The organism is Paraburkholderia phymatum STM815, from assembly GCF_000020045.1.
Taxonomy (GTDB): Bacteria; Pseudomonadota; Gammaproteobacteria; order Burkholderiales; family Burkholderiaceae; genus Paraburkholderia; species Paraburkholderia phymatum.
In genome coordinates this window covers 1,527,536-1,553,024 of the sequence record NC_010625.1, presented here as the reverse complement: position 1 = coordinate 1,553,024, position 25,489 = coordinate 1,527,536, and the positions used below count along the sequence as shown (strand labels likewise).

At 60.2% G+C, this 25,489-nt stretch carries 19 protein-coding genes and 1 pseudogene; 12 read left to right on the top strand and 8 right to left on the bottom strand.

Annotated elements, in window-relative coordinates:
• Nucleotides 1-134 precede the first annotated feature (134 nt).
• Both BPHY_RS42190 and BPHY_RS34365 read left to right on the top strand, forming a co-directional pair.
• Entirely contained in the window at nt 135-752 is a 618-nt protein-coding gene (locus BPHY_RS42190; RefSeq protein WP_041765833.1) for a hypothetical protein, read from the top strand.
• A 42-nt stretch (nt 753-794) separates the two neighbouring features.
• Entirely contained in the window at nt 795-1,595 is an 801-nt protein-coding gene (locus tag BPHY_RS34365) for an amidohydrolase family protein (RefSeq protein ID WP_012406079.1), read from the top strand.
• Here the strand turns inward: BPHY_RS34365 and BPHY_RS34360 are convergent.
• A complete protein-coding gene (locus BPHY_RS34360; protein ID WP_157686894.1) occupies nt 1,525-2,661 on the bottom strand; it encodes a sigma 54-interacting transcriptional regulator in 1,137 nt (378 codons plus the stop codon). The genes BPHY_RS34365 and BPHY_RS34360 overlap by 71 nt on opposite strands.
• Before the next feature lie 868 nt (nt 2,662-3,529).
• Here BPHY_RS34360 and BPHY_RS38960 point away from each other — a divergent pair.
• The 3 genes from BPHY_RS38960 to BPHY_RS34340 all read left to right on the top strand — a co-directional run bounded on the left by BPHY_RS38960 (nt 3,530) and on the right by BPHY_RS34340 (nt 8,115).
• Nucleotides 3,530-4,426, top strand: a complete 897-nt coding sequence (locus BPHY_RS38960) for an FRG domain-containing protein (RefSeq protein ID WP_012406077.1) — start codon at nt 3,530-3,532, stop codon at nt 4,424-4,426.
• Nucleotides 4,427-5,245: 819 nt separating this feature from the next.
• Nucleotides 5,246-6,178: an EAL domain-containing protein gene (locus BPHY_RS34345; protein ID WP_012406076.1), complete on the top strand. Its 933-nt coding sequence runs from the start codon at nt 5,246-5,248 to the stop codon at nt 6,176-6,178.
• A 29-nt stretch (nt 6,179-6,207) separates the two neighbouring features.
• Complete coding sequence (locus BPHY_RS34340; RefSeq protein WP_012406075.1) at nt 6,208-8,115, top strand: sensor domain-containing diguanylate cyclase; 1,908 nt, start codon at nt 6,208-6,210, stop codon at nt 8,113-8,115.
• A gap of 14 nt (nt 8,116-8,129) precedes the next feature.
• Here BPHY_RS34340 and BPHY_RS34335 read toward each other — a convergent pair whose 3' ends face one another.
• On the bottom strand, nt 8,130-9,581 hold the full coding sequence (locus tag BPHY_RS34335; RefSeq protein WP_012406074.1) for an aminotransferase-like domain-containing protein: 1,452 nt from the start codon (nt 9,579-9,581) through the stop codon (nt 8,130-8,132).
• A gap of 243 nt (nt 9,582-9,824) precedes the next feature.
• Here BPHY_RS34335 and BPHY_RS34330 point away from each other — a divergent pair, with 243 nt between their 5' ends.
• Together BPHY_RS34330 and BPHY_RS34325 are read left to right on the top strand one after the other, a co-directional pair.
• Nucleotides 9,825-11,381: an EAL domain-containing protein gene (locus BPHY_RS34330; RefSeq protein WP_012406073.1), complete on the top strand. Its 1,557-nt coding sequence runs from the start codon at nt 9,825-9,827 to the stop codon at nt 11,379-11,381.
• Between the two features lie 65 nt (nt 11,382-11,446).
• On the top strand, nt 11,447-12,913 hold the full coding sequence (locus tag BPHY_RS34325) for an aminotransferase-like domain-containing protein (RefSeq protein ID WP_012406072.1): 1,467 nt from the start codon (nt 11,447-11,449) through the stop codon (nt 12,911-12,913).
• 486 nt (nt 12,914-13,399) lie between these two features.
• Here BPHY_RS34325 and BPHY_RS34320 read toward each other — a convergent pair whose 3' ends face one another.
• The 4 genes from BPHY_RS34320 to BPHY_RS34305 form a co-directional block, all read right to left on the bottom strand.
• Nucleotides 13,400-13,756 carry a host attachment protein gene (locus BPHY_RS34320; protein WP_041766360.1) on the bottom strand — a complete coding sequence of 119 codons (357 nt, stop codon included), beginning with the start codon at nt 13,754-13,756 and terminating at the stop codon, nt 13,400-13,402.
• A gap of 88 nt (nt 13,757-13,844) precedes the next feature.
• Complete coding sequence (locus BPHY_RS34315; RefSeq protein WP_012406070.1) at nt 13,845-15,059, bottom strand: alkene reductase; 1,215 nt, start codon at nt 15,057-15,059, stop codon at nt 13,845-13,847.
• A 282-nt stretch (nt 15,060-15,341) separates the two neighbouring features.
• A complete protein-coding gene (locus tag BPHY_RS42795; RefSeq protein WP_167538901.1) occupies nt 15,342-15,503 on the bottom strand; it encodes a hypothetical protein in 162 nt (53 codons plus the stop codon).
• Between the two features lie 817 nt (nt 15,504-16,320).
• The gene (locus tag BPHY_RS34305; RefSeq protein WP_012406068.1) at nt 16,321-16,851 is read right to left on the bottom strand and encodes a DUF1269 domain-containing protein; all 531 of its coding nucleotides are present in this window, start codon (nt 16,849-16,851) and stop codon (nt 16,321-16,323) included.
• Between the two features lie 417 nt (nt 16,852-17,268).
• Between BPHY_RS34305 and BPHY_RS34300 the strand changes: the two genes are divergently transcribed.
• On the top strand, nt 17,269-17,922 hold the full coding sequence (locus BPHY_RS34300) for a BON domain-containing protein (protein WP_012406067.1): 654 nt from the start codon (nt 17,269-17,271) through the stop codon (nt 17,920-17,922).
• Between the two features lie 244 nt (nt 17,923-18,166).
• Here BPHY_RS34300 and BPHY_RS34295 read toward each other — a convergent pair whose 3' ends face one another.
• Nucleotides 18,167-18,775: a helix-turn-helix domain-containing protein gene (locus tag BPHY_RS34295; RefSeq protein WP_244257737.1), complete on the bottom strand. Its 609-nt coding sequence runs from the start codon at nt 18,773-18,775 to the stop codon at nt 18,167-18,169.
• Between the two features lie 673 nt (nt 18,776-19,448).
• Between BPHY_RS34295 and BPHY_RS34290 the strand changes: the two genes are divergently transcribed.
• On the top strand, nt 19,449-19,943 hold the full coding sequence (locus BPHY_RS34290) for an MgtC/SapB family protein (protein ID WP_012406065.1): 495 nt from the start codon (nt 19,449-19,451) through the stop codon (nt 19,941-19,943).
• Between the two features lie 88 nt (nt 19,944-20,031).
• On the opposite strand, the pseudogene BPHY_RS34285 reads toward BPHY_RS34290, so the two are convergent.
• Nucleotides 20,032-20,444 (bottom strand): annotated as a pseudogene (locus tag BPHY_RS34285) (PRC-barrel domain-containing protein).
• A gap of 311 nt (nt 20,445-20,755) precedes the next feature.
• Here BPHY_RS34285 and BPHY_RS34280 point away from each other — a divergent pair.
• The 3 genes from BPHY_RS34280 to BPHY_RS34270 all read left to right on the top strand — a co-directional run bounded on the left by BPHY_RS34280 (nt 20,756) and on the right by BPHY_RS34270 (nt 25,478).
• Nucleotides 20,756-21,331, top strand: coding sequence for an HdeD family acid-resistance protein (locus BPHY_RS34280; protein ID WP_012406063.1), 576 nt, complete (start codon nt 20,756-20,758; stop codon nt 21,329-21,331).
• A gap of 88 nt (nt 21,332-21,419) precedes the next feature.
• Nucleotides 21,420-22,121: an Hsp20/alpha crystallin family protein gene (locus BPHY_RS34275; RefSeq protein WP_407671289.1), complete on the top strand. Its 702-nt coding sequence runs from the start codon at nt 21,420-21,422 to the stop codon at nt 22,119-22,121.
• Nucleotides 22,122-22,643: 522 nt separating this feature from the next.
• Nucleotides 22,644-25,478, top strand: coding sequence for an ATP-dependent Clp protease ATP-binding subunit (locus BPHY_RS34270; protein ID WP_012406061.1), 2,835 nt, complete (start codon nt 22,644-22,646; stop codon nt 25,476-25,478).
• Nucleotides 25,479-25,489: the final 11 nt, after the last annotated feature.

The window sequence follows — 25,489 nt, the reverse complement described above, 5'->3', positions numbered from 1 at the left end:
CGCAGGCGACAATGCTACACGGCGGCATTCAGTGCCGATGCGGACGTCGATGCATCTGCCCGGCCGGCCAGCCCTGTCGATGCGGCGGACGGTGTACGTGCGCCCGAGCGCCACAGGCCGGCCAGACCGCCGCAATGGGCTTTCCTGGGGCGCAAGGATTCGAAGGCGAGTTCGGTTCTGGCCGCCGGAGCGGGCGCGATCCCTATCGAGGACCGTCTGCGATCGGTGCGAACGCGCCGTTCGGCTGGAAGCAGCACTGGTTGCGCTCGCGCGCCGACAGTCTCTACGGGCGGAGGCTGTCGCTGCAACGGAACTGGCAGCGCCGCCAACAGCTCAACCGCTACTTTGCCCGGCGTTTCGGTTGGGGCCGACAGATGAGCCAGCTGGCCAGAATGATCGGTTGCCCGACCTGTCAGCCCGGCAGTCAGCGCTTCATGTTCGCGCTGGCGCGTTGGCAGCGCCTCAACGGCATGCGTGCCACCGGCGTTCTGACACCATGGATCTGGTGGAGCTTGCGCTCGCGCGGCGCTTCGGCGAGCGGAGGCGCGCCGGGCATTGATGCAGACTGGCCGCCGCAAGCCGGAGCGCCATGGCCGGCAGATGAGCCCACGCAGGCATCCGCCGCCGATGACAACGCTATGCCTTTGCCCCTCGACGAGCCCGGCCCCGATGCTTCCTCTGCGGATAAAACGCCGCCGGGCGAAGGATCGGAACTCGGCGCGCGGTTTCGTCGCCGCCGGCTGATGTATTGATCGGGCCGCACTCCTGACTGATACGACAGATGAGAGGCCGTCATGCTCGTCATCGATGCACACTGCCATGCCGGTCCCGGCGATGGCTTCACCGGCCCGTGGGACACCATCGCGCCGCTCGACGCATATGGTGTCCGCGCCGCCCGGGCGGGTATTGCGCACACCCTCATCTGGGCAGCGTTCCATAGCGACTATGCCGTCGCCAACGAAGCCGTGGCGGCCATCGTGAGGCAAGCGCCCCGGCGATACACCGGGCTTGCCTTCGTCCACGCGGCGCGTGACCGCGGGCGTATCGGCGCGATGGTCGAACGCGCCGTGCGCGTGCATGGCTTCAAGGGCATCAAGTGCCATCGCGCGGATGCGCGCATCACGCGGGAGGTGTGCGACGTCGCGGCGGCATTACGGATTCCGGTGCTCTACGACGTGCTGGGCGAGGTCGAGTCGGTGGCGTTGTTCGCCCCGCTCTATCCGGGTGTGAAGTTCATCATTCCGCATCTGGGAAGCTATGGAGACGAATGGAGTCATCAGCGCAATTTCATCGACATTCTGTCGCGCTGGCCGAATGTTTACTCCGATACGGCGGGTGTGCGCAACTGGGACTGTCTGGTCGAAGCCGTGAGGCGGGCGGGCGCTCAGAAGCTGCTGTTCGGGTCGGACGGACCGTGGTTGCATCCCGGCGTCGAACTGGCGAAGGTGCGTGAGTTAATCGCCGAACTCGGTCTCGACGCGCGTGCGAGCGCTCAACTGCTCGGTGGCAATGCTGTGTCGGTATTCATGCTGAGACCTGAAGCCGCAAGTCCTCGCGTTGCGCAGCCCCGCGGTGGTACAGCGCGCGCGGCGTGACGCCCAGCCAGTGAGCCGCCGCGGTCACCGACTTCGACTCGGCCAGGGCGATGCGAACCGCCGCCGCCTCCACCAGCCGGCCCAGTTCCTTGAGCGTCACGTTGGCATGCAGCGCGTCGCGCACGAAGTCGTCGATGCAGATCGCATGATCGGACGGACTCGCGCTATCAACGAGCGCGAGACGCCACGAGCGGATTTCCTCATCGGGCAGGCAGCCCAGCGATACGGGTCCGGCTCCCACATGGCGGCGGAGGCAAGCCAGCACGACTTGTCGTAGCTCACGCACATTGCCCGCGTAGTGGCGTGAAGTGAGATATTCCATCAGCACGGGTGAAAACGTGACCTGCGACGGATGCTCGCTCGCGGCGAAATGGCGAATGAGCCTTGGAATGTCGGCGCGACGCTCGGCTAAAGCGGGCGTGCGGCAGACGATGGCCGCGATACGGTGATACAGATCGGCGCGAAACCGGCCGGCCTCGACTTCCGCCGGCAGTTCCCGATTGGTGGCGCAGACCAGCCTGAAGTCCACTTTGCGCCAGTGAGCGCCGCCCAACCGGCGATAAGCCTTTTCCTGCAAGACCCGCAGAAGCTGCCCTTGCAATTCGAGCGGCAACTCTCCGATTTCGTCGAGAAAAAGCGTGCCGCCGTCCGCACGCGCAATCGCGCCGTCGCGCTCGCCGAAGGCGCCGGTGAAAGCGCCGCGCTCGTGACCGAATAGCTCACTACCCGACAGTTCACGCGAGAGCGTGGTGCAATCGACCGTCAGCAGTTCGCCCTTGTGCCGCTGCCGATCCAGGGTATGCAGCAGACGCGCGAGCAACTCCTTTCCGGTTCCGGTGGGACCCGTAAGCAAAAGCGGTGCATGAGAGAACAGGGCCGTTTCGGATACGCAACGAAGCGTGTCGAGCCACGTTTGGCTTCTCCCGACAAGATTGTCGGCGACGACAGGCCGGGCGAGCGTCGCGTCGATCAGCGCCCATCGAGCCGCTCTTGCACGCACCAGGGCGGCCGGCTCGTCGCAGTCGCTAATGACATCGCCCGCGCCGGTGGCCAGCAGCGCGCGCAAGGTCGCCGAACTACGGTCGTTGCATACGATCAGTGTGCGCGACGGCTCGCAATGATATTCCCCGGCGCCTGCCAGATGCTGTTTCACGCGAGCGACCAAAGCCGCGTCGTCGAGCGCTCCCGCAACAAGCACGCAAGCGATCGCTTTATCCGCGTCATCTGGAGAGACATCGAGTTCACTGGTGAGTCGTGCACATGGCGGCCCGGCCGACTCATCCAGCGCCAGCACACGAAGTGGTGCGGTCATCGTACCTCCTGGCGTAAGTGCGTTACTCCTGACTGCGTCCCGCCCCGAGTTTCATGCGATGCTCTCTATAGTCTCCCTGGCGCAAGCGTAAGGTTTGGCCATCTCGCATAAGTTTAATTGCGGCGCTATGCCTAATCGCGTCCCGTAATCCGTCCTTTGGCGACCCGTGACCGCTGGTTCGGCTATTTTGCGCTAAGTTGGGATACGCGCACTCGGCGTGTACGAACATGTTTCATTGCGGCACCCTGACTTTATATGCCCCCCCGAGCTTGCTGCAAAGTTCTCGAAACATTTCCAAAGGGCTTCGAAGCGTTGATATCCAATGAGAGCGCGGCATGGGAGGCGTCACTTAAAAACGGTCGATGATCGGTCATGGAGGGTGCACTCACTTAGCGAGAGTGCGCCGGGCAGCATAGCGTCTTAGACGATTCATCTCGGGGACGTGGCGCGGTGCTGTGAACGGTCGTCTGGCGATTTCTGTTGCTGCATCGAGGCCGATGGAACGACCGCATACGTTAGTTGAACGCTTGGCACCTCAACCGCGAATGTGCAATTTCCCTTGAAATGGCACTTCGTCGCGATATAACGTTAAGGGACGGTCAACATTGCAGTGAGGTGATGCATGTTCCAGGTGCTGCATCCGAATTCATGGGACGAAGCGTGCAAGCTGGCGACGAGATTGGGCGACGCCTGGGTGTTTCGGGGACAGGCCGATCCTTCGTGGCGACTCGAGACGACGCTGGAGCGAGCAGCGCGATTCTGGTACTGGTATTTCGAAAAGGAGGAGCGAGAGCAGTCATTTCTATGGCAGTTCAGATCGCAGGCGCATCTGTATCAGCCGATTCTTCCGCGAGAGGAGTGCTTGCTGGATTGGCTGTCGTTGCTGCAGCATTTCGGCGGTCCGACGCGGCTGCTCGACTTCACTTATTCCTTTTACGTGGCCACCTACTTTGCGCTCGAGCGTGCACGGTCCGACGTAGTGGTGTGGGCGATCAACACCCATGTCATCGACGACGACTTGCAGGACGACATTGCAGGAAAGCCCCTTCCCTCAGACTTTGTCGGCTACAGCAAAATGCGGATCGGCGTTGCCGAGGCGGCCCTTAGACAGACTGGTGAACCGAAGATCGGTGTCGTTCATTTGGTCCCCGCCTGGTTCAATCAGCGCATCTCGGTGCAGCAGGGCTGCTTCCTTTTCCCGTTGAGTTTGAAGCACTCGTTCGAAGCAAATCTCGTCAAATCCCTCTCCCCGAATCACGAGATGTTTAAAGCACGATGGACGGAAGCAGAGTCCTCAACGTTTGAAACATGGAAACCTGATCCGGCCGTCAGCGCGATCAAGATCATTCTGCCAACCCGCGCCGCCAATGTGAGAAACGAGATTTGGGGAGATCTCAGGAGAATGAATGTCACGACGGTTTCGCTCTTCCCCGACCTTGGAGGGCTGGCCAGATCTTTCCACCTCTCGATGAGCGAGCCTACTTATCCGATTTCACAAGCCGCTGCCAACTTACGATAGTTCGGCGTTGCCGCGTATAGGCTAAAGCTGGTGATGAAAACAGTGAAACTCGAGTGGGACGGGCGGGATGTTACGCGATGGTACCCACGCTCATTCGATCGTCCGTTCCCGACCCGGGAAAAGACATCGCGATAGCCTCGCTGTCAGCGGCGCCTCAGGGTTGTGTGTTGCCGTTCGCGAAATGATTTCGTTGATTGCACACCGATCGGCAATTAACGGCCATCTGCAGTCGTTCGTGTGCACGCCAAGGAGGACGTTCAGGCGTCGGCTTCGATACCGACAGCGGACTTTCGGCAGGAGTTGTGTCATCGCCACGTCAATCACCCTCTCTGGGGAGTAGTCCGTTAGCGATGGCCTGTACCAAGGATGAGCTTTCGAACCCGGGCGCGAAGCGGATTAGGCCGTCGCGAAAGCCCTTCGGACACTTGATGCTCCATACCCCGGGTGATGCGATCTCCGCTGCCACTTCACCGACGGCGATCATTTTCGTGCCACTCTGTCGAGCGCCGTCATAGTGACTTGCCAAATCATCCATTGCAGCTTGCCAATCCGGCGAGCCCACGCAATCATTCTTACGCCCTGCCGTGCCTTGTGTGTCGTCTTAACGGTTAAGGCGAGCGCGTTAGCCACTGAGTAAGCAGACAAGCCTGCCTCAGCGAGTTGCCGCACCGCTTACTCCGCGTATGACGGCGGATCTGATACGCATGTTTTGATCCGTAACTGCTACTCGTTTTCCAAACGCAGTCAGGTCATAGTACGCAACACTGAGAACGGTGCGAAAGCAACTTCATGCGATTTTTCCAACGCTGCACAGCACGAATGCGCCGGCTGCAACCGGTATTCGATGGGCATCTTGAAGTGGTAGTGACTGTCGCCGTTACGTTGAGCCTGGCTTGCTTGCTCGCGGCCAGCCTGATCACTTCTCCATACGCCGTGGCGCCGGTTGTTGCGCTATTGGGTTGCGCCGCGGCCGTGCACGTTGGTCACCTGGTTCGCCCAAAAGCAAGATTGCGGCGCGCGGCGGCCATCGGTCTTCGCCGGGGGGAGTTCCATGTCGTTTATCAGCCCATTGTGGACATGCGCACGCGACACTGCGTGGGCGTGGAAGCGCTGCTCCGGTGGGGCCATCCCAAGTTCGGAGTCGGGGGGCCGGGGCTGTTCATTGGAGAACTCGAAGGCACGCGCTTGCTCAGCGCGTTGACCTGTTTCGTGCTGCGCGAGGCGAATATTGCACTGACCCAACTGCCGTTCCCTCAACACTGGCATATATCGGTAAACATCTGCGCGCGCCATCTGATGGAGGACCGCTTCGTCGACGATATCTGCGAGTCCGCCGGTCCGATACTGGAGCGCCTCGTTCTGGAACTCACCGAGCGCAGCTGCGTCGAGCGTACGCCTCGGGTTGTCACGGCGCTTGCCCAGTTGAAGCAACGCGACGTACGCCTGTCACTCGACGATTTCGGCACCGGCTTCAGTAATTTTGACTTGCTCGCGGACTTCCGGTTCGATTACGTGAAGGTAGACCGGCGTTTTCTAGCCATGCGCGGCGAAGCGCGCAGTCAGTTTCTGAAGTCGGTAGCCGCGTTAGTGCATACACATGGTGCGAAAGTTGTGGTGGAAGGCGTCGAGAACGCTGCCGAACACGATGTGTTACAACACTCGGGAATCGACCTGGCGCAGGGTTACTGGTTTGGGAAGCCGATGGCAGTCGATCAGCTCCGGGCATTTGCGTGGGCGTCGATAAACACATAACAAGATGGCACCGGAACGGAGCTTAAAGCGTGAAAGACGAATGCATCATGGATGCGCAACAACAACCAGCCAGCGTGCCCCTGCCCACAGAAAGCGAAGACGATCAGTACTTTGAGCGCGTGACGCGGGTCGCCGCGCGCGCGCTGAATTTGCCAATATCCGTCGTATGTCTCGACCGTCTCGGTCAGCCAGAAGTCATCGGCGCAAGCGGGTGCGAACGGGACGTCGTATTCCATCTGGAGACGCACTATAGCCGGACGCTCCAATGCGAGGAACCGTTCGTCGTCAGGGATGCGCTGTCTGATGCGGAGCTTGCGCAGGGCCGACTGGCAACCGGCGAATTGGCGATCCGCTTTTTCGCAGGCATTGCGCTGCGTCTACCGTGCGGCAAACCCATCGGTATGCTATGTGTGATGCACTCGATGCCGCGGCGCTTCACGCGCCAGCAGCGTGAGATGCTGATAGACCTGGGGCAAATGATCGAGCAAGAAGTTGGCCTGCGCAAGCTGGACAGCTCTGATCGTTTGCAGGTGCTTCAGGCGATCGACCGGCTTCAGGCCCAGCATGCCCTTTACGTCGAGACGTTCCATCGGACTCCGGTCGCTATCGCGCATATCGGAAGGGACTGGGAGTGGCGGCACATGAATGATGCCTGCGTGAAATTCTTCGCGCACTCGCGCGCTCCGCTAACGAAAACGCCCATACTCGATCTGCTGGATGCGAATGACCGGACCAGGCTTGAACAGGCCGTACAGGCACTCAATCGTGGCCGAGGGGGTGAGGTCCTGACACTCGACGTAACGTTCCGGTTGCGCAACAAGCAAAGAAAGCCAGCGCGCGTGCAGGTGGCACGGAAGCAGACGACGCCGGCCCGCGACGGAGGCTGGCTGTTTGTCATTCACGATACCCAGGCGGACCAACAGGAAAAAGCCGCGCGCGATGCGCGGGAGGCTGCGTTGCATCGGGGAGCCCATGAGGCCTCGGAAGGTCTGCGCAGGGCGCATGAGCAACTGACGAGCGCCGAGCGACAATTGGGAGCCACGCGCGTAGATTTGCGCGCCATCGCTGACAATCTGCCGGTGCTGGTCGCTTATGTCGACGGTGAGCGACGTTATCGGTTCGCCAACTCAACCTATCGCGAGTGGCTGGGGTTGGACCCGGAGGAGATCGTGGGACGGCTCACCCACGAGGTTCTCGACGCTGACTTTTACGCTGCCATCGAGCCGTACGTCCAGCGCGTGCTCAACGGCGAAAGGGTCGAGTATGAGGTTGGAGCGACGCTTAACGGGAGTCAACGTGCCCTGCGGGGTGTGCTGGTGCCGCGCCTCGTCCATGATCAGGCGGCTAATGGGTACTACCTGCTGGTGCAGGACGTGACGGAGCGAACGGCGTTGCTCGATCGGCTGCGGCATCAGGCGTTCCACGACGCGCTGACCGGTCTGCCGAACAGACGCGCATTCCTCGAGAGGCTGGATGAGGCATGCGCAGCAGGCGGCGACGGTGTGGCGGCCATCATGTTTATCGACCTGGACGGCTTCAAGGCGGTCAACGATACATACGGGCATCAGTGCGGCGACGAAGTACTGGTTGAAACCGCGCGCCGGATTAGTCGCTGCGTGCGTGACGGGGATCTGGTTGCGCGGCATGCCGGGGATGAGTTCACGGTGCTGCTGACCGGCCCTGCAATCGATCGTGCTGCGTTGGAGAGAATTGCACGTGCAATCCTGCTGACACTGAGCCAGCCCATGACAATCGGGGCAAAGGCCGTCCAGTTGTCGGCAAGTATCGGCATGCTACCGCGCGACCAGGCAGCGTCATTGAGTGGCGAAGCCCTGTTACGCGCGGCGGATGCCGCGATGTATCGTGCAAAAGTCGCGGGCAAGGCGGGTATTGTCGTGCATGAGCTTCACGATTCACCGACCGGCATGTTGGGTTGAGATCGACACCCGTATCATGCCGGCCGAACCGGCCCGGCCAGCTTAGCGCCGCAACGTGATTCATCAGCGCACAGGGCACCCAGTGTCGCGACCGCTTTATCGAGCCGCACCGACCAGGGATATCCATAGTTCAGACGCACACGGCGGCGAAAGGCGCCGTCCGCAGAGAAGATAGGTCCGGGCGCGATACTGATGCCACTGCTGAGCGCAGCCTGGAAGAACTGTATCGAGTCGACGTGTTCCGGGAGCGCTACCCATGTGAAATAACCGCCGTCAGACTTGGTCGCCATCGTATCGGCCGGGAAGTACCGGCTGATAGCGTCGAGCATCTGCGATTGCTGATGGGCCAACTCGCGACGTAGTTTGTGCAGGAAACGTTCGTAGCCGCCGTGCTGCAGATAATCGGCGATTGCGCGCTGCGCCGGCGTGCTAGCCGATAGCGTGGTCATCCATTTCGCACGTTCCAGCCCGCGCGCGAACCTTCCGGCTGCCGCCCAGCCGATGCGATATCCGGGCGCAAGGCACTTCGCGAACGATCCACAATGGATGACAAGACCTTTCCGGTCAAAGAATTTGGCCGGACGCACTGGGTCCGGGCCAAAATGCAGTTCGTTGTAGACGTCATCCTCGATGAGCGGCACGTCGTGTCTGGCGAGCAGATCAACCAGTGCCTGCTTGCTGGAATCGGCCAGCGTCACCCCGGTCGGATTGTGGAACGAGGTCATGAACCAACAGGCCCGAACGGGATGTTGCTGCAGCGCCCGCGCGAGCGCATCCAGATCATGACCCTTCACCGGGTCGACAGGAATCTCCACTACGTTCAGCTTCAGACGCTCGATAGCCTGCAGCGCTGCATAGAACGTTGGCTTTTCGATCACGATCACATCGCCTGGGGCGGCAAGCAACTGGGCACTGAGCGTCAGGGCTTCGAGTGCACCGTTCGTAATGATTATCTCGTCGACGTGCACTGTCATTCCCGCCATCAGGTAACGCAACGAAATCTGCTGGCGCAATCCTTCATATCCCGGCGGCAGGCAGTCAACCATGCTGGCCAGGTCCGTTGAACGATTGACAGTCGCGCACGACTTTCCGACACGCGCCATGGGAAACAGCGCAGGGCTCAGGAACGCTGAACCAAGTGGGACAGTCTCGGGCTGCCTGATCGTCCTCAGAACCTCAAAGACAAGGTCGCTGATATTGACGATCGTCAGGTCCGTATCGGGCGAGGTCGCGGGCCTTTGCCGCGGCAATTCTCCGGCAGTCGGCGACACGAAATAGCCAGAACGCGGGCGTGCCTTGATCATACCCCGATTCTCGAGCAGGTAGTAGGCACGAAATACCGTCGCGGGGCTCACGCCCCACGCCGCGCACGCCGCGCGAACCGAAGGAATACGCGCCCCGGGTGGCAGATCACCGCGCTTGATGAGCTCACTGATTTGGTCGGCTAACCGCTCGTAGCGTTTCAACGTGTACTCCTCGCAGGACACCCCCTTGCTGTCGGGTCAGCGCCGCCAGCATACCCATCCTCCTTTAGAAGATAGCCGCTTTTCAATCTGATACGGCGTTTCTTTTGGAATCTGCTGCTATTGCGGACGCACACGCGATGGCAAAGTGCGGCGCAGACCGGTGCCACTTCTTTCGATGTTTCACCTACGTGTAGCGGTCCGATCGATAACGATTTTCAGGCCAATTTTTATAGCGATAAATCAATGGCATTCGGGTTCGCGGTAACAACAATCAGGCGCGGCACCTTCATCGCGCTCTGGCGTGCCTCGCGTCGAGGGTTCGCAATCGTCCTCGTCATCAGCGCAGGCACCTCGCTCGCTGTTGCTGGTCCGCCCGAAACTGGCTCGAGCCGCAGTCTTTCGGCTGAACGCAACGTCCGGCAGCAATTGACGGACGGGCTTGCCGGTCCACCGGCATCCCCGATTCGCTTTGGCTCAGCCTGCGTGTCCATTGCGCAGCTGCCGATCATTCCCGCCGCCCTTGCCGGACCGGTCGCCGGTCCGATGCCTCTACGGACTGATACGTGCGATTCGCTCGACGACACGCGTGCCGATGTCACCGGCGCCGCTGCTGCAACGCACAGTTCGGTGCCGAACATCGTGACGCTGCTTAGGGAAATGCGTTGGCAAATCAGCGACCACGCGGCGGCAGTTCGAGGCGGGTTTGTGGCCCCTGACGCGGTGGCCGGTACCGCTTCGCCGATCGACCGGGCGGAGCAGTCACCTGAATTACCGACGGTGTCGCCCCGGGATTGCTCACTGGGTAAGGGTTGCCAAACACAAGCGATGTCGTCTTCGATTGGCACCGACACACCCGCCTCGGTGCTGCCTTCAGCGAGCATTGCTACGCAGCCTCCCTCGGTATGGACAATATTGCGCTTTGTATTGTGGCCGATCCTGGTGGCGGTTCTGGTTGTTGTTGTCGGTTGGGCGCTCAAAAGGTGGTTCCGCTACGATAAGTCGCTGCTGCGTGCTGCGCGTGCAGGGCTGCGTCGCGGCGAGTTCCACGTTGAATACCAACCCGTCGTTGGCATCAGGCGGGCCAGGTGCGTCGGCATCGACGCATTGTTGCGGTGGGACAACCAGAAGTACGGCGCGCTGGGCCCCGCTCACTACATGAAGTTCATTGAGGACAGTAGTTTGATTGGACCGATGACGCGATTCGTCCTGTCGCGTGCCGCCCAGGAACTGCGGGAAATCGGCGCTCCGAAATCGCTCTACCTGGGCGTTACCGCTCCTGCTTCTTACCTGGTAAGTTCCGCGTTTATCGCGGACGTGGGCGACCTTGGCTCCCTCCGTCTTCCGCCGCTAATACTAAAGATCAAGGCAGGCAGCGCAAAGAAGTTCAAAAGACGTCTCATCCCGATGATGGCGCAGGCGCGCGATAAAGGAATGCGTTTTGCCCTGTCGACCGTGCGTCCCACTGACGTCGGACCTGAACTTCCGGCAGACATGAGCTTTGAGATGGTGAAGATTGACAGGGAGGTGTTGGGACTGGATCCCGATGAACGCTCCAGACAGATCAGCGCGTTGACGAGCATGGGTCATGAGATGGGCGCCGTAGTCGTTGTCGAAGGCATTGAAAACGCGGCGCACCACAACGTCGCGCGGGAGAGCCGTGCCGAGTTTGGTCAAGGGTTCTTCTATAGCCGTGCACTCGACGCCAGCAGGCTGAAGGTATTTATCGAGGCCGCCAACGCCCCGTCCTCAAAGGCGGCGGGAGCCGCAACCATGCTCGGCTGGCGGGTTCGAAATTTCTAAATGGAGCGCTCTATCCGCAATCGGAGCAGGTCACGACAGCTCCATTTAATTAGCCATGCATAGCAATGAAGCGATATTTGCAAGTGGCGGCAGAGTTCGAAAACCTGATTGCGAACGGTACGCTTGCGCCCGGTGTGCGGCTCCCGTCGGTGCGCCGGGCGAGCAGTTCGTACCGCGTGAGCCCTTCGACGATTTTCCAGGCTTACTACACTCTGGAACGACAGGGCCTGGTCGTCGCGAGACCCCGGTCGGGTTATTTCGTCGCAAGTCGGCCTGCGCCAACGAAATCACTAGCGATTGTTTCAAAGAGCAGTATTGACGAGGCTGATGGTGACAGCCTGATTATCCGCTTCATGAAGGCTCAACGTCGATGCGCGCATCCGGGGCTTGGCGCTTCGGAGCCAAGCGCCCAGCTGTTCCCGTTTGGCAGGATCTCGCGCTCGTTGATTGCGGCAACCCGGAGGATGGCGAGTTCCCGGAATGCCTTGTCGGCGAGAGAGGCGGAAGCAGACTTGCGTCGCCAGATCGCCCTGCGCTACATTGTCACAGGTGTTACGGTCCCAATCGAAGAGATTGTTGTGACGAGTGGCGCGCTCGATGCACTGATGCTCTGTCTGCAGGTTCTGACGCGGCCTGGCGACACCATTGCTATAGAACGGCCCGCTTTCCATGCTGTGCAAGATGCGATTAAGCGCCTCCGCCTGAAGGCCGTGGAAATCCCTGTCGATCCACACCGTGGACTCGACCTCGGCGTATTGGAGGCGGCGTTGCGGCAGCATCCGGTACGAGCTTGCTGGTTTATGACGACGCTGCACCAGCCTACAGGCGCGACGCTTTCCGATGAACGAAAGGAGGCGCTCGTAAGGTTGCTGGCAAAACATGACGTGCCGCTCATCGAGGACGACGTATTCCGCGAGCTGCATTTTGGCTTGACGCCGGCATATCCGGCGAAGCACTTCGATTCTAACGGTCTTGTGCTGCACTGCGGTTCGTTTTCGAAGAGCCTTGTGCCGGGTCTGCGCCTCGGTTGGGTAGCGGCGGGGCGCTATGCCGCGAGAATTGAGCACGCACGTTGGCTGACGATGACCCCGGCGTCTGTGCCCGTGCAATGCGCAATTGCGGACTACCTTGAGCATGGGGACTACGACCGGCTTCTACGTAAGCTGCGCCGCGAACTGGCGTCCCTTCAGAACCGGATGGTGGCCGCGGTCGTCAGGTACTTCCCTAAAGGGACACTAGTGGTCCGGCCGCCGGGCGGATTCTTTCTATGGGTGCAACTTCCAGAAGGAGTGGAGGCAGTGGAGTTGTTCGAAATGGCGGAAGCGCACGAAATCGCGATAGCACCCGGTGCAGTCTTTTCATGCGGCCGAGAATTTCGCCGTCACATCCGGCTTAACTATGGCCGTCCGTGGACCCCGGATGTTGAAAAGGAGATACATACTTTGGGCACGCTGGCGAGGCGAGCAATGGCTGAGCAACGGACAGCCCGGCATACAGGGCGCGAAGGAGAGAAATGGAGACAAGGGCGATGATTGATGGCGGTCCCGACTGGAGCGCGGAGGATCCGAGGCCGCCTAAACCTGCGCCTGGCGATAGTCGGCCGAGGGACTGAGGAAACGGTCTTTCTATCGCTGGAGAACGAACTCGCCAGCTCGATCAATCGAGGTCTGGGGGTGAGCCGCTTCGGTGGACGGTTAAGCAGTTGAGTTTTGAATGGGCCGATTACCATACTCCGCTGGACACTAGTCGGGCACCGATGATGCTTCGGGGTCTACATGAGCCAGGGACGAAAGCCAGAACACTGGCCCTCGTCTCGATCTCAATGGATGATTTGTGCAGACCAGCGCTGCAACCAGGCGAGCGAAAAACAAAATGTGTGCTTGGACTCGTCAATTTGATGATGGCTGAAATTGTCGGAGGTAAGCAGGGACAGGCCTGAGGGAAGGGGCGCTATCTCTTGACCGTGGCCTTTCAATGGATGACGCATTTAATGCGGTCTATCACAGGGCGGGTCGCCGTTAATGCCTTTGAAGGTGCGCTTGAATTTCGCGCGCATCGAGGGCCGAGAGATCTTCGTTGATCTCTTCGAAAATCAAGTGACGCGTCCCCTCACTCAGACGCGCGTGCAACATCCCGAGAAACTTTGGCTCGACGGCAAATCGCAATCGCTGATACCGCTGATGGAGCCGTCCCTGTTCGATGTAGTCGGCGACGGTCTTCGCGAATTTTTCACGATCCTTCTCGGTCAGCGTCCGTCTATCAGGGACGACATTGACGAGGTCTTCGATTTCCCGCAAGTCCAGTTTAAGTCCCAGTGTCTCGAAGATTCGAGCACGGCTGCCGTCGGCAACGACAACCCAGGTAGTGACAGCCATGATGCGCCTCTCAGTGTGATTGGTCGCCGGCTCGGCGGGCATCGCAAATCGTCGCGTCACGCTAGCGAGCTCGCCGGTCAACGACAGTCTATCTCCAACGCCCATCGATAATAGACCGTGGGGCCTCCCCTCGCTCCTGCGCGAGCGACGGATAGTCGGTATATCCGAGCTCGCCGCCTCCGTAGAACGTGGACGGATCCGGCGAATTGAGCGGAGCGCGCGACCGCAAGCGTTCCGGGAGGTCGGGATTGGCGATGAACAGGCGTCCGAACGCGATCAGGTCCGCGTTGCCGTCCCCGAGCCATCTTTCCGCACCGCCGCCGTCGAACCCGCCCGCTACCATCAGCACGCCACGGTAGGTGCGGCGTATCATCTCGCTCATGCGTTTCGCGCGCGCCGTGAAAGCGACATCCTCACCGGTCGCCGCCAGCGCGGGATTGACGATGTGCAAATAAGCCAGCCTGTATCGATTGAGCTTCTCGATGACATAAGAGAAGGTCGCCTCGGGATCGTCGTCATGCGTGTCGTTGAAGGTGCCGAGAGGGGACAGCCGGACGCCGACCCTTTTGGGCCCCCACGCTTCGCAAACCGTTTCGATCACCTCGAATAGCACCTTGGCCCGACGCTCGCTCGATCCGCCGTATTCGTCCATGCGGCGGTTCGTGCCGGACAACAGAAACTGATCGAGCAGATACCCGTTCGCTGCGTGCACTTCGACGCCGTCCATTCCGGCAGCCTTTGCGTTGCGCGCACCCCTGAAGTATTGGCGCACGAGATACGGCATCTCTTCGACCTGCAGGGCGCGAGGCGTGACGCAGGGCGCAACGACACCTTCGCCGCGCTCGTTCTCGATGAACGCCTCCGCTTTCGGCTGAACAGCAGAGGGCGCAACTGGCAGCATTTCATCGGGCTGCAACGAGGGGTGCGATATGCGTCCGACGTGCCACAGCTGCATGAACATCAACCCGCCCGTCTCGTGCACGGCGTCCGCCACGAGCCGCCAGCCTTCGACCTGCTCACGACTGTGGATCCCAGGCGTCCATGCATAGCCCTGTCCTTGCATCGACACCTGCGTCGCCTCGCTGATGATGAGCGCGGCCGCTGCGCGCTGCGCGTAATAGCAGGCGTTGAGCTGCGACGGAACGTTGCCTGGTCGGCTCGCGCGCGAACGCGTCAGCGGCGCCATCACGACACGATGACGCAGGTTGTAGGGCCCTACCTTCGTGGGTTCGAAGAGCTTGCGCAGCGAGACTTGCTCGTCGTGCTGTCCGGATTCTCCAGGCGCGATTTCGGTATCAGGCATATCCGCTCCTTGTGTTTTGACTCGCCCCGAAAAGTGCCGCCTTAGACGCTTCGAAGCGTCGGCCTCAAATGACATCGACAGGATCCCGCTCCCCTCGCAGTCTAGTCATAACCCGCGTGCGCTTCTTTCCGGTTTCTGCTCAGGTGTGTCACGATCTTCGTTGGGCGACAACACTTCCGACTTGTCAGGGCGCCCTCGGACAAAATCCACAGAGGAAACGCTGTTCGCCGCGCGTCGAGAACCTCCCTCTGTCGCTTTCCAGGATACCGACGACGAGTGAATTTACTTCTTCGCGGGTTGTTCGCGCTCGGGGTGAACGGCAATTGGATCGCTCGCAGGAAAGGTCTCTCCGAGCGCCTCGTCGAGTTGTTCGTCCAGGGTCATCGGCGCTTCCTGCGCCTCGACTTTCGACTTCCCGATGTCGACGCGACTTTCCTTTGTCATATAGCGCTCCATAAGGTAACCAGCGGAATCTCGCTATCGCACCGGCGTTGCGTTCATGCAGGACGGTCGTGGGAGAGGCAGATCGTCACCTCCATCATGCAGATCAAAAATCGCAGCATCGACGACATCCAGATCGACGTCACTGATCGGCCGGGTGGCGCGAGAGATCGGTGCGCGCGAAGCAGAAGGTGCTCGACGGCATCGTGCCTGACAATCTGCTCGCGAAGGTCAGGCCTGAATTGGAACCTTGTTTTACCAGCGATCTGGATCTTGGCCCCAGCGCAGACGGCTAAGTCGACTGCCACTCCCTCCGCGCGCATGGCGATTTTTTATCTGCGGGCGATTCACGTAGAGGGGTCCTGACAAGACGACCGCTGCGAGCGCCGCAATAGTGGCCTGCTTGCATACTGTCCACCACCGGACGTGCGGAACTTCATTCGAAACGGTGACCAACGGATTAAGTCATCCGTTGCTCTACCTTCGCAGCTGACGGCCCGAAAGAGACCTCGCCCGGCCGTTTGTCTCGCGTGCACCGGTGTTCTCGATGACCGCGTTGCGCCAGGAAGCACATCGAGTGCCCAAGCGTGCGCTACAGCATGCTCAGTTCGCGCAACTGCCGAATTTCGATTTTCTGTCCTTCAGATGCGGTCGTATAAGTCTTCGGAATTTTAGGCGTGAGCACTCTCCAATGTCGAACTGGGCGTCGATGTGATCGACGTTCATCCGGAATAATCCGCATAAATTGTCGGGGTGCCGATCCGGCCCAAATGCGAACTGCAGAATTCGAGTACTCACCCCTGATGCAGCGCAGGGATGCTCATGCTGTCGCACCACTGCTGTTCAGGCTCTCTAGCGCCTTCCTCAGGCGTTCCTCCTGATCGTTCGTGAGAGACGTCTTTAATACCTTTCCGCCGAAAGGCTTTAGCTCTGGCAGGACCTTGTCGAAATTCACGCGACGCACGAGGATGAAGAGCGCCGACGAACCCGGCTCAATGTTCTGGCCCGTCGAGCGCATGAAATCGTCATCGATTCCATAGTCCGAGAGCGCGCCCGACAATGCGCCCGTTCCAGCGCCAATCGCCATGCCTGTTGCCAGCCCGACGAGCGGATTGAGCAACAGCAGCCCAACCAGCGCACCAAATAGACCACCCCAGGCCGCGCCACTGAGCGCGCCGATCTTGACGAGATCGACGGCTTGCTTGAGGTGAACCTTGCCCTTCGCGCTACGGACCACGATGCAGGCATCTTCAAGGTCGATCAGATGTTCCTTTTGCATCTGCTGGAGTTTGGTCAACACCTGGTCGGCCGCCTCTTCGCCTTTGAAGCTTACAACGACTAGATCGCTCATCGATTTGCTCCATTTTCTCTGGGATATAAGCCGAGACCCTTACGCGGCAATACGGTTGAATTCATGCTCCGAGCCGGTCGACCGCGTCGCAAGGCAGCGGTGGTGCCCGCCGGCCTTGCATATCCAGCCCGGCGCGTACCCTCGGATGTTGACGGGCCGTTGACGCGATGACGATGACATCAAGACTAGGCTCTTGCCGGTTGCACTTCTTCCTCATTCCTGCGAAGACGTGTCGGATCTCTGCGCACCTGCTGCGCGGCTTTCAGATGTAAGCGTACGGCAGCATCGCGCAAAAACTGCACAGGCGTAGGGAAGAAAATCGGCCCGGCACGCCATACCGTAGACGGATGCGCGTGTGGTGCTGGGCGTGGTCCGCATGCGCGCGTTAGTCCATTCACAAACCGACGAGGAGCAGCGATGAGAACCGACGACGACATTAAGCGGGACGTGGAGTACGAACTGAAGTGGGATCCGGACATCGATCCATCAGATATCGGGGTTGCGGTCAAGGATGGCGCGGTCACATTGTCTGGATTCGCACGCAGCTTCCGGCAAAGGACAAAGGCCGAGGAGGACGCGACGCGTGTGCGAGGCGTGAAGGGGGTCGCAAACGATATCGAGGTGCGGTTGCCTCTGGTTAACAAGCGGCCCGATCCGGAGATCGTGCGCGAGATCATTGCCGAACTGAAGGCCGAGGTGCCTTATGCGGCGGAGGATATCAAGGCAGTCGTCAGGGACGGACACGTGACACTGAAGGGCGAAGTCGAATGGGACTACCTGCGCCGCCGCGCGGGCGACACGGCGCTGCGGGTGAGCGGCGTGACCGGGCTGACGAACGAGATCGAGATCAAGCCGAAGGTCAAGCCCGAAGACCTCAAGCGCAAGATCGAGGACGCGTTCAAGCGCAACGCGGAAGTCGACGCACAGCACGTCACGGTGGAAGCCGAAGGCAATAAGGTCGTCCTGCGCGGCAAGGTCCGCTCATGGGCCGAGCGCGAAGAGGCCGAGCGGGTCGCATGGCTTGCTCCCGGTGTGATGCGAGTCGACAACCGGATCACCATCGATTACTGACAGGCCACTGGAGACAGGTCGGCTCGCTTGCGTACCGAACGCCGCGCCTTATTGCCTGTTTAGGGACACAGGGGTCGAGATGCGAGATGACACTCGCTCCGCCAAAGGCGGGCAGCCCCCTTGACCCCAAGCGCGACGATCCGGATTCACAAGCCGAAGCGACCCGGCATTTCAAGACTCTGATTCAATCGCGAGCGCGGAAGTCCTGCGGTCATTGTTTTTCTCGCAACTTCCCAAGAAATGACTAGCTCCCGAGGTTTCGGTGGGCAAGCCGGAATGCGCGAGGTGTCACACCGGTATGTCGATGAAACACGTCGGTGAAATGCTGCTGAGTCTGGAACCCTGCGCGCGCGCCTACCTCAACTAAGGGACAGGTCTCCTCGCACAACAGCGTCCTGGCAAACTTCACTCGTTCGAGCGTCACGTACAGATGGGGCGGGTTACCTGTCGCTGTTTTGAAAACGCGTGCAAAGTTCGAGGTACTCATGTGCACCAGCACTGCAAGTTGCTCGACCAAAATAGTTTCGGCTATGTGCGCATGAACGAAGACTTGAATGCGAGTCAGCATTTGACGCGTAAGCGGCGTGTGTGGCTCGGCCGCTCCAGCACAGTGCCCGTAGCGCAGAGCGATGTGCACCGAGATTACATCGGCAAAAGCGTCTGCGCAGGCAGCGTCGATGAGCCCCGCGTTCTGCAAAGCACCCAATGTATCCACGGTCTCGCGTAGGAACGGATCCCAAGACGTAGACCATTTCGGGACCTCGCGAAACGCCTCTTGCGAGACTTGCCCAAGTACGCCTGATTTGAGTGCGATAACCCATCCGCTGGGTTCGCTTTCAGTGATCGTGGCCAACCTCGCCCTCGTCGGAACAACTGCGGTAAATGGGGCACCTATCAGGATGGAGTGATTCGTTCCGAGGTCGTCGCAGCCCGCAGCATGCACAACAGTGGCACCTGTCGGTACAACGAGCTGAAATCCCGGCATCAAAGTCAGCCCGCGCTCTGTGAAAGCGACGTCCATCGGTTGGCAGCGTAATCCGTGATCCGGGGTAGATCTCGTAGCCTGATGCATGACAAGCACGGCCTCCTTTCTACCTCATGGATACCCAAAGCTTAGGTCGGGTTCAAGGCTGCTTAAGACGGATTAGTGATATGGGCAGAAGCGACGCTACCTCGATTGGAGTAGTCTGACCCACAGCAACATATCCATTCAGAAAGCATTCAGTAATCTGACGCCCATGCCAAATTCAAGGCACCCCACGGTTTCAACGTCGCACGCTTTGCGAAGCATTTCTCGATGCTCGACCGCTCGCGCGAGTTGTTGCGCCAGGTCTGGGCGCGCATCACCGCATCTACGCAGCGCCCCCATCGCTGCGATCGCAAGAGAATAACTGCGGCTTTTTGGCAAAAGGGACTCCCGAGCGGCGTTTGACGCTCGTGCGGTTGTCTCCCCTCGACGCTAGACTGTAGCGAGCAGCCAGGTGCCCGCCGAGCGCGACGTTACCTGGAAAACTTGCGGGGTGCCGATGATTTCGCACGTCCAATTTTTTGAGTCGATCTTGCGCATGGTCGCGGCAGTGCTGGTGGGTTGTATCGTCGGGCTCGATCGAAACCTGCATGGCAAGCCAACCGGCGTCAAGACGCTGGGCCTCGTTGCGCTCGGCTCTTGTCTTGTCACGATGGCCGGCATGTCCTTCGAACTACACGGTTTTACTAACGGCAGCGACGCCGGTCGTGCGATTCAAGGCGTCATTACGGGCATCGGTTTTCTCGGCGCCGGGGTGATCCTGCAAAACCACGCCACCGGGAAGATCAGCGGCTTGACGACAGCGGCTTCGATCTGGGTCACCGCCGCGCTCGGCATTGTGTGCGGCATCGGCGCATGGCAGATTGCAGGTATTGCCACCGCCCTGCTCCTGCTGCTGCTCTCGGTCGGCGCCAGCATTGAACGTGCGTTGCACCGTCGCTGGCTAGGAAAGTCGCCCGAAGAGCAGGCGGCAATCACGCGGCACGACGAATAGCGCGGCGGCGCACTGATCGGCGCACTGCCCCGTGGAACGAATGTGTCGCACGTCAAATGCATCGTCCACGGACGATGCGAGACATAGGTCACTGATGCTCGCTGTAGTCGGACCTCGGCCTGGGTGTCGCGCGCAGCTTTGCGTATTGAAACTCGGGCAGCGCCTTGATCGCATCTTTCGTCGCTCCTGCAAGCACCAGTTTGCCATTGTTGAAATCTAGCTGTTCGATGGGAATGGCCACGTCGTGATGTGACACTCCCAGAAACTGGTTTGCGGCGACGATTGCAAACGATACCGACCGGTCCGGTGCCACAATGATGTCATGAATGACACGGACACGGTCACCCTTCTCGTTGAAGACCGGCTTGTCCATGACCGACTTTCTCACGCTCCAGCCTGCCACGATCGCCGCCGACTCTTCCACGCTGACACCAAGCGGGGGGTGCCGGCCACCTGGGCGTGCGCGTCTATAGGGAGTCCGACGACGACGCGAGCAGCCATAAAAGCAGATTCCTTTTCATGAGAGTCCCTTTGTGGTTTCACGGTGCGACACCGGAACAGCAGTGCACAGGCTAATGCTTGGTCGTGAGTCGCGTAAGTTCATGTTAGGAAACCTCATGGCGAGTCGCTATGATAAAAACGGTGGTGGATCGCGTTATTTCGGCGCATCTGGCAGGCCAAATCTTCACGCGGTTCAGCACGTCTCATGAATGAGCGCAGAATTGCGAAACGCCTAGCAGAAACGCGAAAGAATCGCAGATGCCCTGGGCCTAAACTCAACTTCATCACCTGACGTACCGATGGAGTCCTACATGGATGAACTGCTTGGGCGTGCTTGGTGGATGCTCATTCTGCGTGGCACCGTAGCGCTGCTGTTCGGCACTCTGGCGTTATTCTTGCCCGGTCTCACTCTTCTGCTGCTTATCATCCTCTTTTGTGCCTACGCAATCGCCGGCGGCGTTGTCGCGATTGTCGCGGCCATCCGCTACCGCGCGACGCACGGCGGCTGGTGGATGCCTTTGCTGCTCGGCATCTGCAGCATCGGCGCCGGTGTGATAGCCGCGCTGGTGCCGGGCATTACCACCCTCGTGCTGGTCGCCGTAATCGGCGCAAACGCGATTATCACTGGCGTATTCGATCTGATCGCAGCAACGCGGCTGCACAGGCGCCTGCGCAACGCGTGGATGCTGGTGTTAACTGGAGTGTTGTCAGTGCTTTTCGGCATCTTCGTGCTGCTCTTTCCGGGCGCAGGCGCACTAGCGCTCGTCTGGCTGATCGGCGTGTATGCGTTGTTCACGGGCGCGCTGCTGTTTGTACTCGGCATCACTGCCCGTGCCTGGCATCATGACGGCCTGACCGGCGAGCCACACGCGCCATTGCATCCGTAAACGCAGCGCTCATGGGGGTGCTCGTGGGTCACACGGCCAAACCTGCGGGCGATGCCGCGCGGGGCGTGCCTTGGTATCAGGAGGTCGAATGCGCCGCCCGTCATCTCCAGTGGTCCAGCCTCAGGTCTGGCACTGGCGTACCTCACGTAAGGAGAATGACATGCCTCTGGATCTCGACAAATGGAACCCGTTCCGGTTTTTACGCTCGCACGCGCACACAAGCGCATCGGGCGGCGCCGGTGCGCCGCGCACCGATCAGCAAGTCGCCCGGCAAAACGGGCCACAGACTGGCACGCAAACGGGTGACGGGACGCCGATGGAAGTCACCGCTGCGCCGGTATCACGTGCGGCTGCCAGCTGGCCGCTGCCTGATCCGATTCATCTGTTTGCCGAATTGATCCGCGATCCGTTCGGAGGACGTGGACCGCTCGGGAGCTGGTTCGGCGACTTTAGCGCGAGCGAGTTTCAACCGCGGATCGACGTCACTGATGACGGCGACGCGCTGCGTATCGTCGCTGAATTGCCGGGCATGACCCGCGACGACGTCGAACTCGAAGTGATGGACGACATGCTGATCGTGAGCGGCGAAAAGCGCTTCGAATCGTCTAGCGAAGAACAGGGGTGCTATCGGGTCGAGCGGTCGTTCGGACATTTTCAGCGCGCGGTCCCGCTGCCCGCGGGCGTTGATCTCGATCGTGCAGAGGCCAGATTTGAAAACGGCGTGCTGACGCTCCGCGTCCCCAAAGTAGCCGGAGAACCGGCAGCGAAGCGACGCATTGAGATCAAATGACACCATCCGTCAGCGAGGTGGTCAGTTTGCGGGCACGGGTTGTGAGCGACATGCTGCTCACCGGCGACGCTTATCGCGTCAAGCTGCGGTTGGTACGGTCGACCACCACGTGAGCCGCCGGGGAAGAAGCCGAACAACTGACGGCCGCGCTCAGAACTGCGGTCGACGAACCCGGACGACAACTGGCTGGAGCGTCACATCTTTCATGACGACCGAAGTGGTTGGATCGACAAAACGTTGGCGCGCGCATGTCAGCGCGCCTACGAGCATCCCGGCGTATCCATTGGAGAGGACACGTTGCATTGCCTCCTGCTGTTGGTACCGCACGATGAATCAGTGCGCCGGCCGACGCGACGAAGGACGATGGGATTCGATTGAATCGCGTTTCGAGTGCAGAGCGAACCAGCACGCAAACAAGGGGAGATCGGAACAGGTAGCGGAATAAGCAGCGGAATAGATATTTTCCACCCACCCATTACCCGCGCGGGAGGCAATGCCTGCACGGACGAAAAGGAGATCATCATGGCCGAGTGCAGCGTTTGTGGAAAGCCCGCAACCTCACAGATCACGATCACCGAAAACGGTCAACACCGTCAGCTGATGCTGTGCAATGAGCACTACATGGAGTTCATGACGCGCAATCGGCGCCACCTGTCGCCGCTCGAATCTCTCTTTCACGGCGGACTGTTCGACAGTCTGTTCGACGACATGTGGCCGCAGATGGATACCGGCCGCGGTAACCGGTCACGCATCGGACGCTTGCCCGCACAATCCGGCGGCGCGGATCAGGGTACTGGCACCGGCAATGGGCAATTGGGCGATTCAGCCGGCGCACATCCAGGCGGCCGCGCACGCCGGCATCGCCGGCCGCGCGAAGCGGTGGACCTGCAGACGTACCTGAGCCAGAGCGGTCTGGACCGACTGCAAGCCGCGGCGCAAGCAGCGGTCGAATACGGCAAGAATGAAGTCGATACGGAACACCTGTTGCTGGCGCTTGCCGATAACAATGTGGTGCAGGAAATCCTGCGTGAATTCAAGCTTGATCCCGAAGAAATCAAGAAGACCATCGACCAGACCGCGCCGCGTGGCACCCGCAAGGAGCCGAGCGACAACGAGCAGATCGGTGTGTCGCCGCGCGCCAAGAGCGCGCTGGAAAATGCGTTGAAGTCATCGCTGGAACTGGGTCACAGCTATGTCGGACCAGAGCACATCCTGATTGGGCTCGTCGAGGAAGAAGACGGCTTTGCAGGTGAATTGCTGCGCAAGCTCGGGCTGTCGCCGCAATCGCTGCGGCAAAAAGCAGTCAAGGTGGTCGGCAAAGGTGCCGAAGACGGCAAGATGGACGGCCGTTCCACCACGCCCACGCTCGACAAGTACGCGCGCGATCTCAGCGCGCTTGCGCGCCAAGGGAAGCTCGATCCGGTGATTGGCCGTGACAAGGAAATCGAAACCACCATTGAAGTGCTGGCGCGGCGCCGCAAGAACAACCCGGTGCTGATCGGCGAACCCGGTGTGGGCAAGACCGCTATTGTCGAAGGTCTGGCGCAGCGCATTGCTCAGGATCAGGTGCCGGAAGTGCTCCGCGGCAAGCGTGTGGTCGAACTCAATATCAATAGCGTCGTGGCTGGCGCGAAGTATCGCGGCGAGTTCGAGGAGCGCGTCAAGCAGGTACTGGATGAGATCATCGAGAACCAGGACCGTCTGGTTGTATTTATTGACGAACTGCATACGATTGTCGGCGCGGGCCAGGGCGGCGGCGAAGGCGGCCTCGATATCGGCAATGTCTTCAAGCCAGCGCTCGCTCGCGGTGAGTTGCACCTCGTGGGTGCGACCACATTGAACGAGTACCAGAAGTACATTGAAAAGGACTCGGCATTGGAACGGCGCTTTCAGCCCGTGACGGTGCCTGAGCCTAGCGTCGAGGAAACGATCGAGATCCTGCGTGGACTGCGTGACCGGCTTGAGGCACATCACAAGGTGAAGATTACCGAAGAGGCGATCGCCGCAGCGGCAAAGCTCTCGGATCGCTACATCGCCGCGCGCTTCTTGCCAGACAAGGCAATCGATTTGCTCGATCAGGCCGCCGCCCGCGTGCGCATTTCGTCGAATTCGCGTCCGCAGCCATTGCACGATGTCGAGGCGAGCATCCGCCGCATCAGGCAGGAACAGGACGCGGCCAGCGCTGCAAAACAATTCGATAAGGCCAAGGAACTGGAAGGACAGCTCGTCGCGGAACAAAAACGCCTGCACGAAGCCACTGAAACATGGAAGAAGGAGCGCGGCACCAGTTCGCAGGAAGTGACGGCGGAAGACATTGCGCAGATTGTTTCGTCACTTACGGGCGTACCGGTATCTGAACTCACGGCCGAGGACCGTGAAAAGCTGTTGCGACTGGAAGACCATCTGAAGGAACGCGTGGTCGGCCAGGATGAAGCCGTCTCCGCAGTCGCCAAAGCGGTGCGGCTGTCGCGTGCCGGTTTGACGGAGGCCGGCAAGCCAACTGCGAGCTTCCTCTTTCTTGGGCCAACGGGTGTGGGTAAAACCGAACTCGCGAAGGCGTTAGCCGCTTCGGTGTTCGGCGACGAGAACGCGCTGGTACGCATCGATATGAGCGAGTATTCCGAGCGTCATACGGTGGCACGTCTGGTTGGCGCGCCGCCCGGATATGTCGGCTACGAGGAGGGCGGACAACTCACCGAGCGCGTGCGGCGCAGGCCATATTGCGTGGTGTTACTCGACGAAATCGAAAAGGCGAACTCAGAGGTGCACAACCTCCTGCTGCAACTGTTCGACGAAGGGCGGCTCACCGACGGCAAGGGACGTCTGGTCGATTTCACCAACACGATCATCATCGCGACCAGCAATATCGGCTCACAACTGATTCAGGAGAACATGAAGTCCGACTCGAAGCAACTCGCCTACCCTGAACTGCGCGACCGGTTGATGGAAATGCTGCGGCATCATTTCAGGCCTGAGTTTTTAAACCGGGTCGATGAAGTCGTCGTGTTCCATGCGCTCGGCAAGGAGCAGATTCGCAGTATCGTAGATCTGCAACTTGCACGCGTACGGCGTACGGCGCTGGCCCAAAACATCGATCTGTCGTTCGACAACGGGTTGCGCGATCATCTTGCGCAGATCGGCTATGACCCCGAGTTCGGCGCGCGGATGCTCAAACGCAAGATCCGTCTTGAGGTGGAATCGCAGCTCGCCGATGCGCTGTTGCGAGGCGACGTGCGCGAGGGTGACAAGATCACAATGACCTACGACTCGGGTACGCGCTCTGTGCGTGTGCAGAAAGGAGCATCGCCCACAGAAGCGCCCAGCGAGGCGTCAAAGCAGGCACCGGCACATGCGTGACGCTGGTGCGA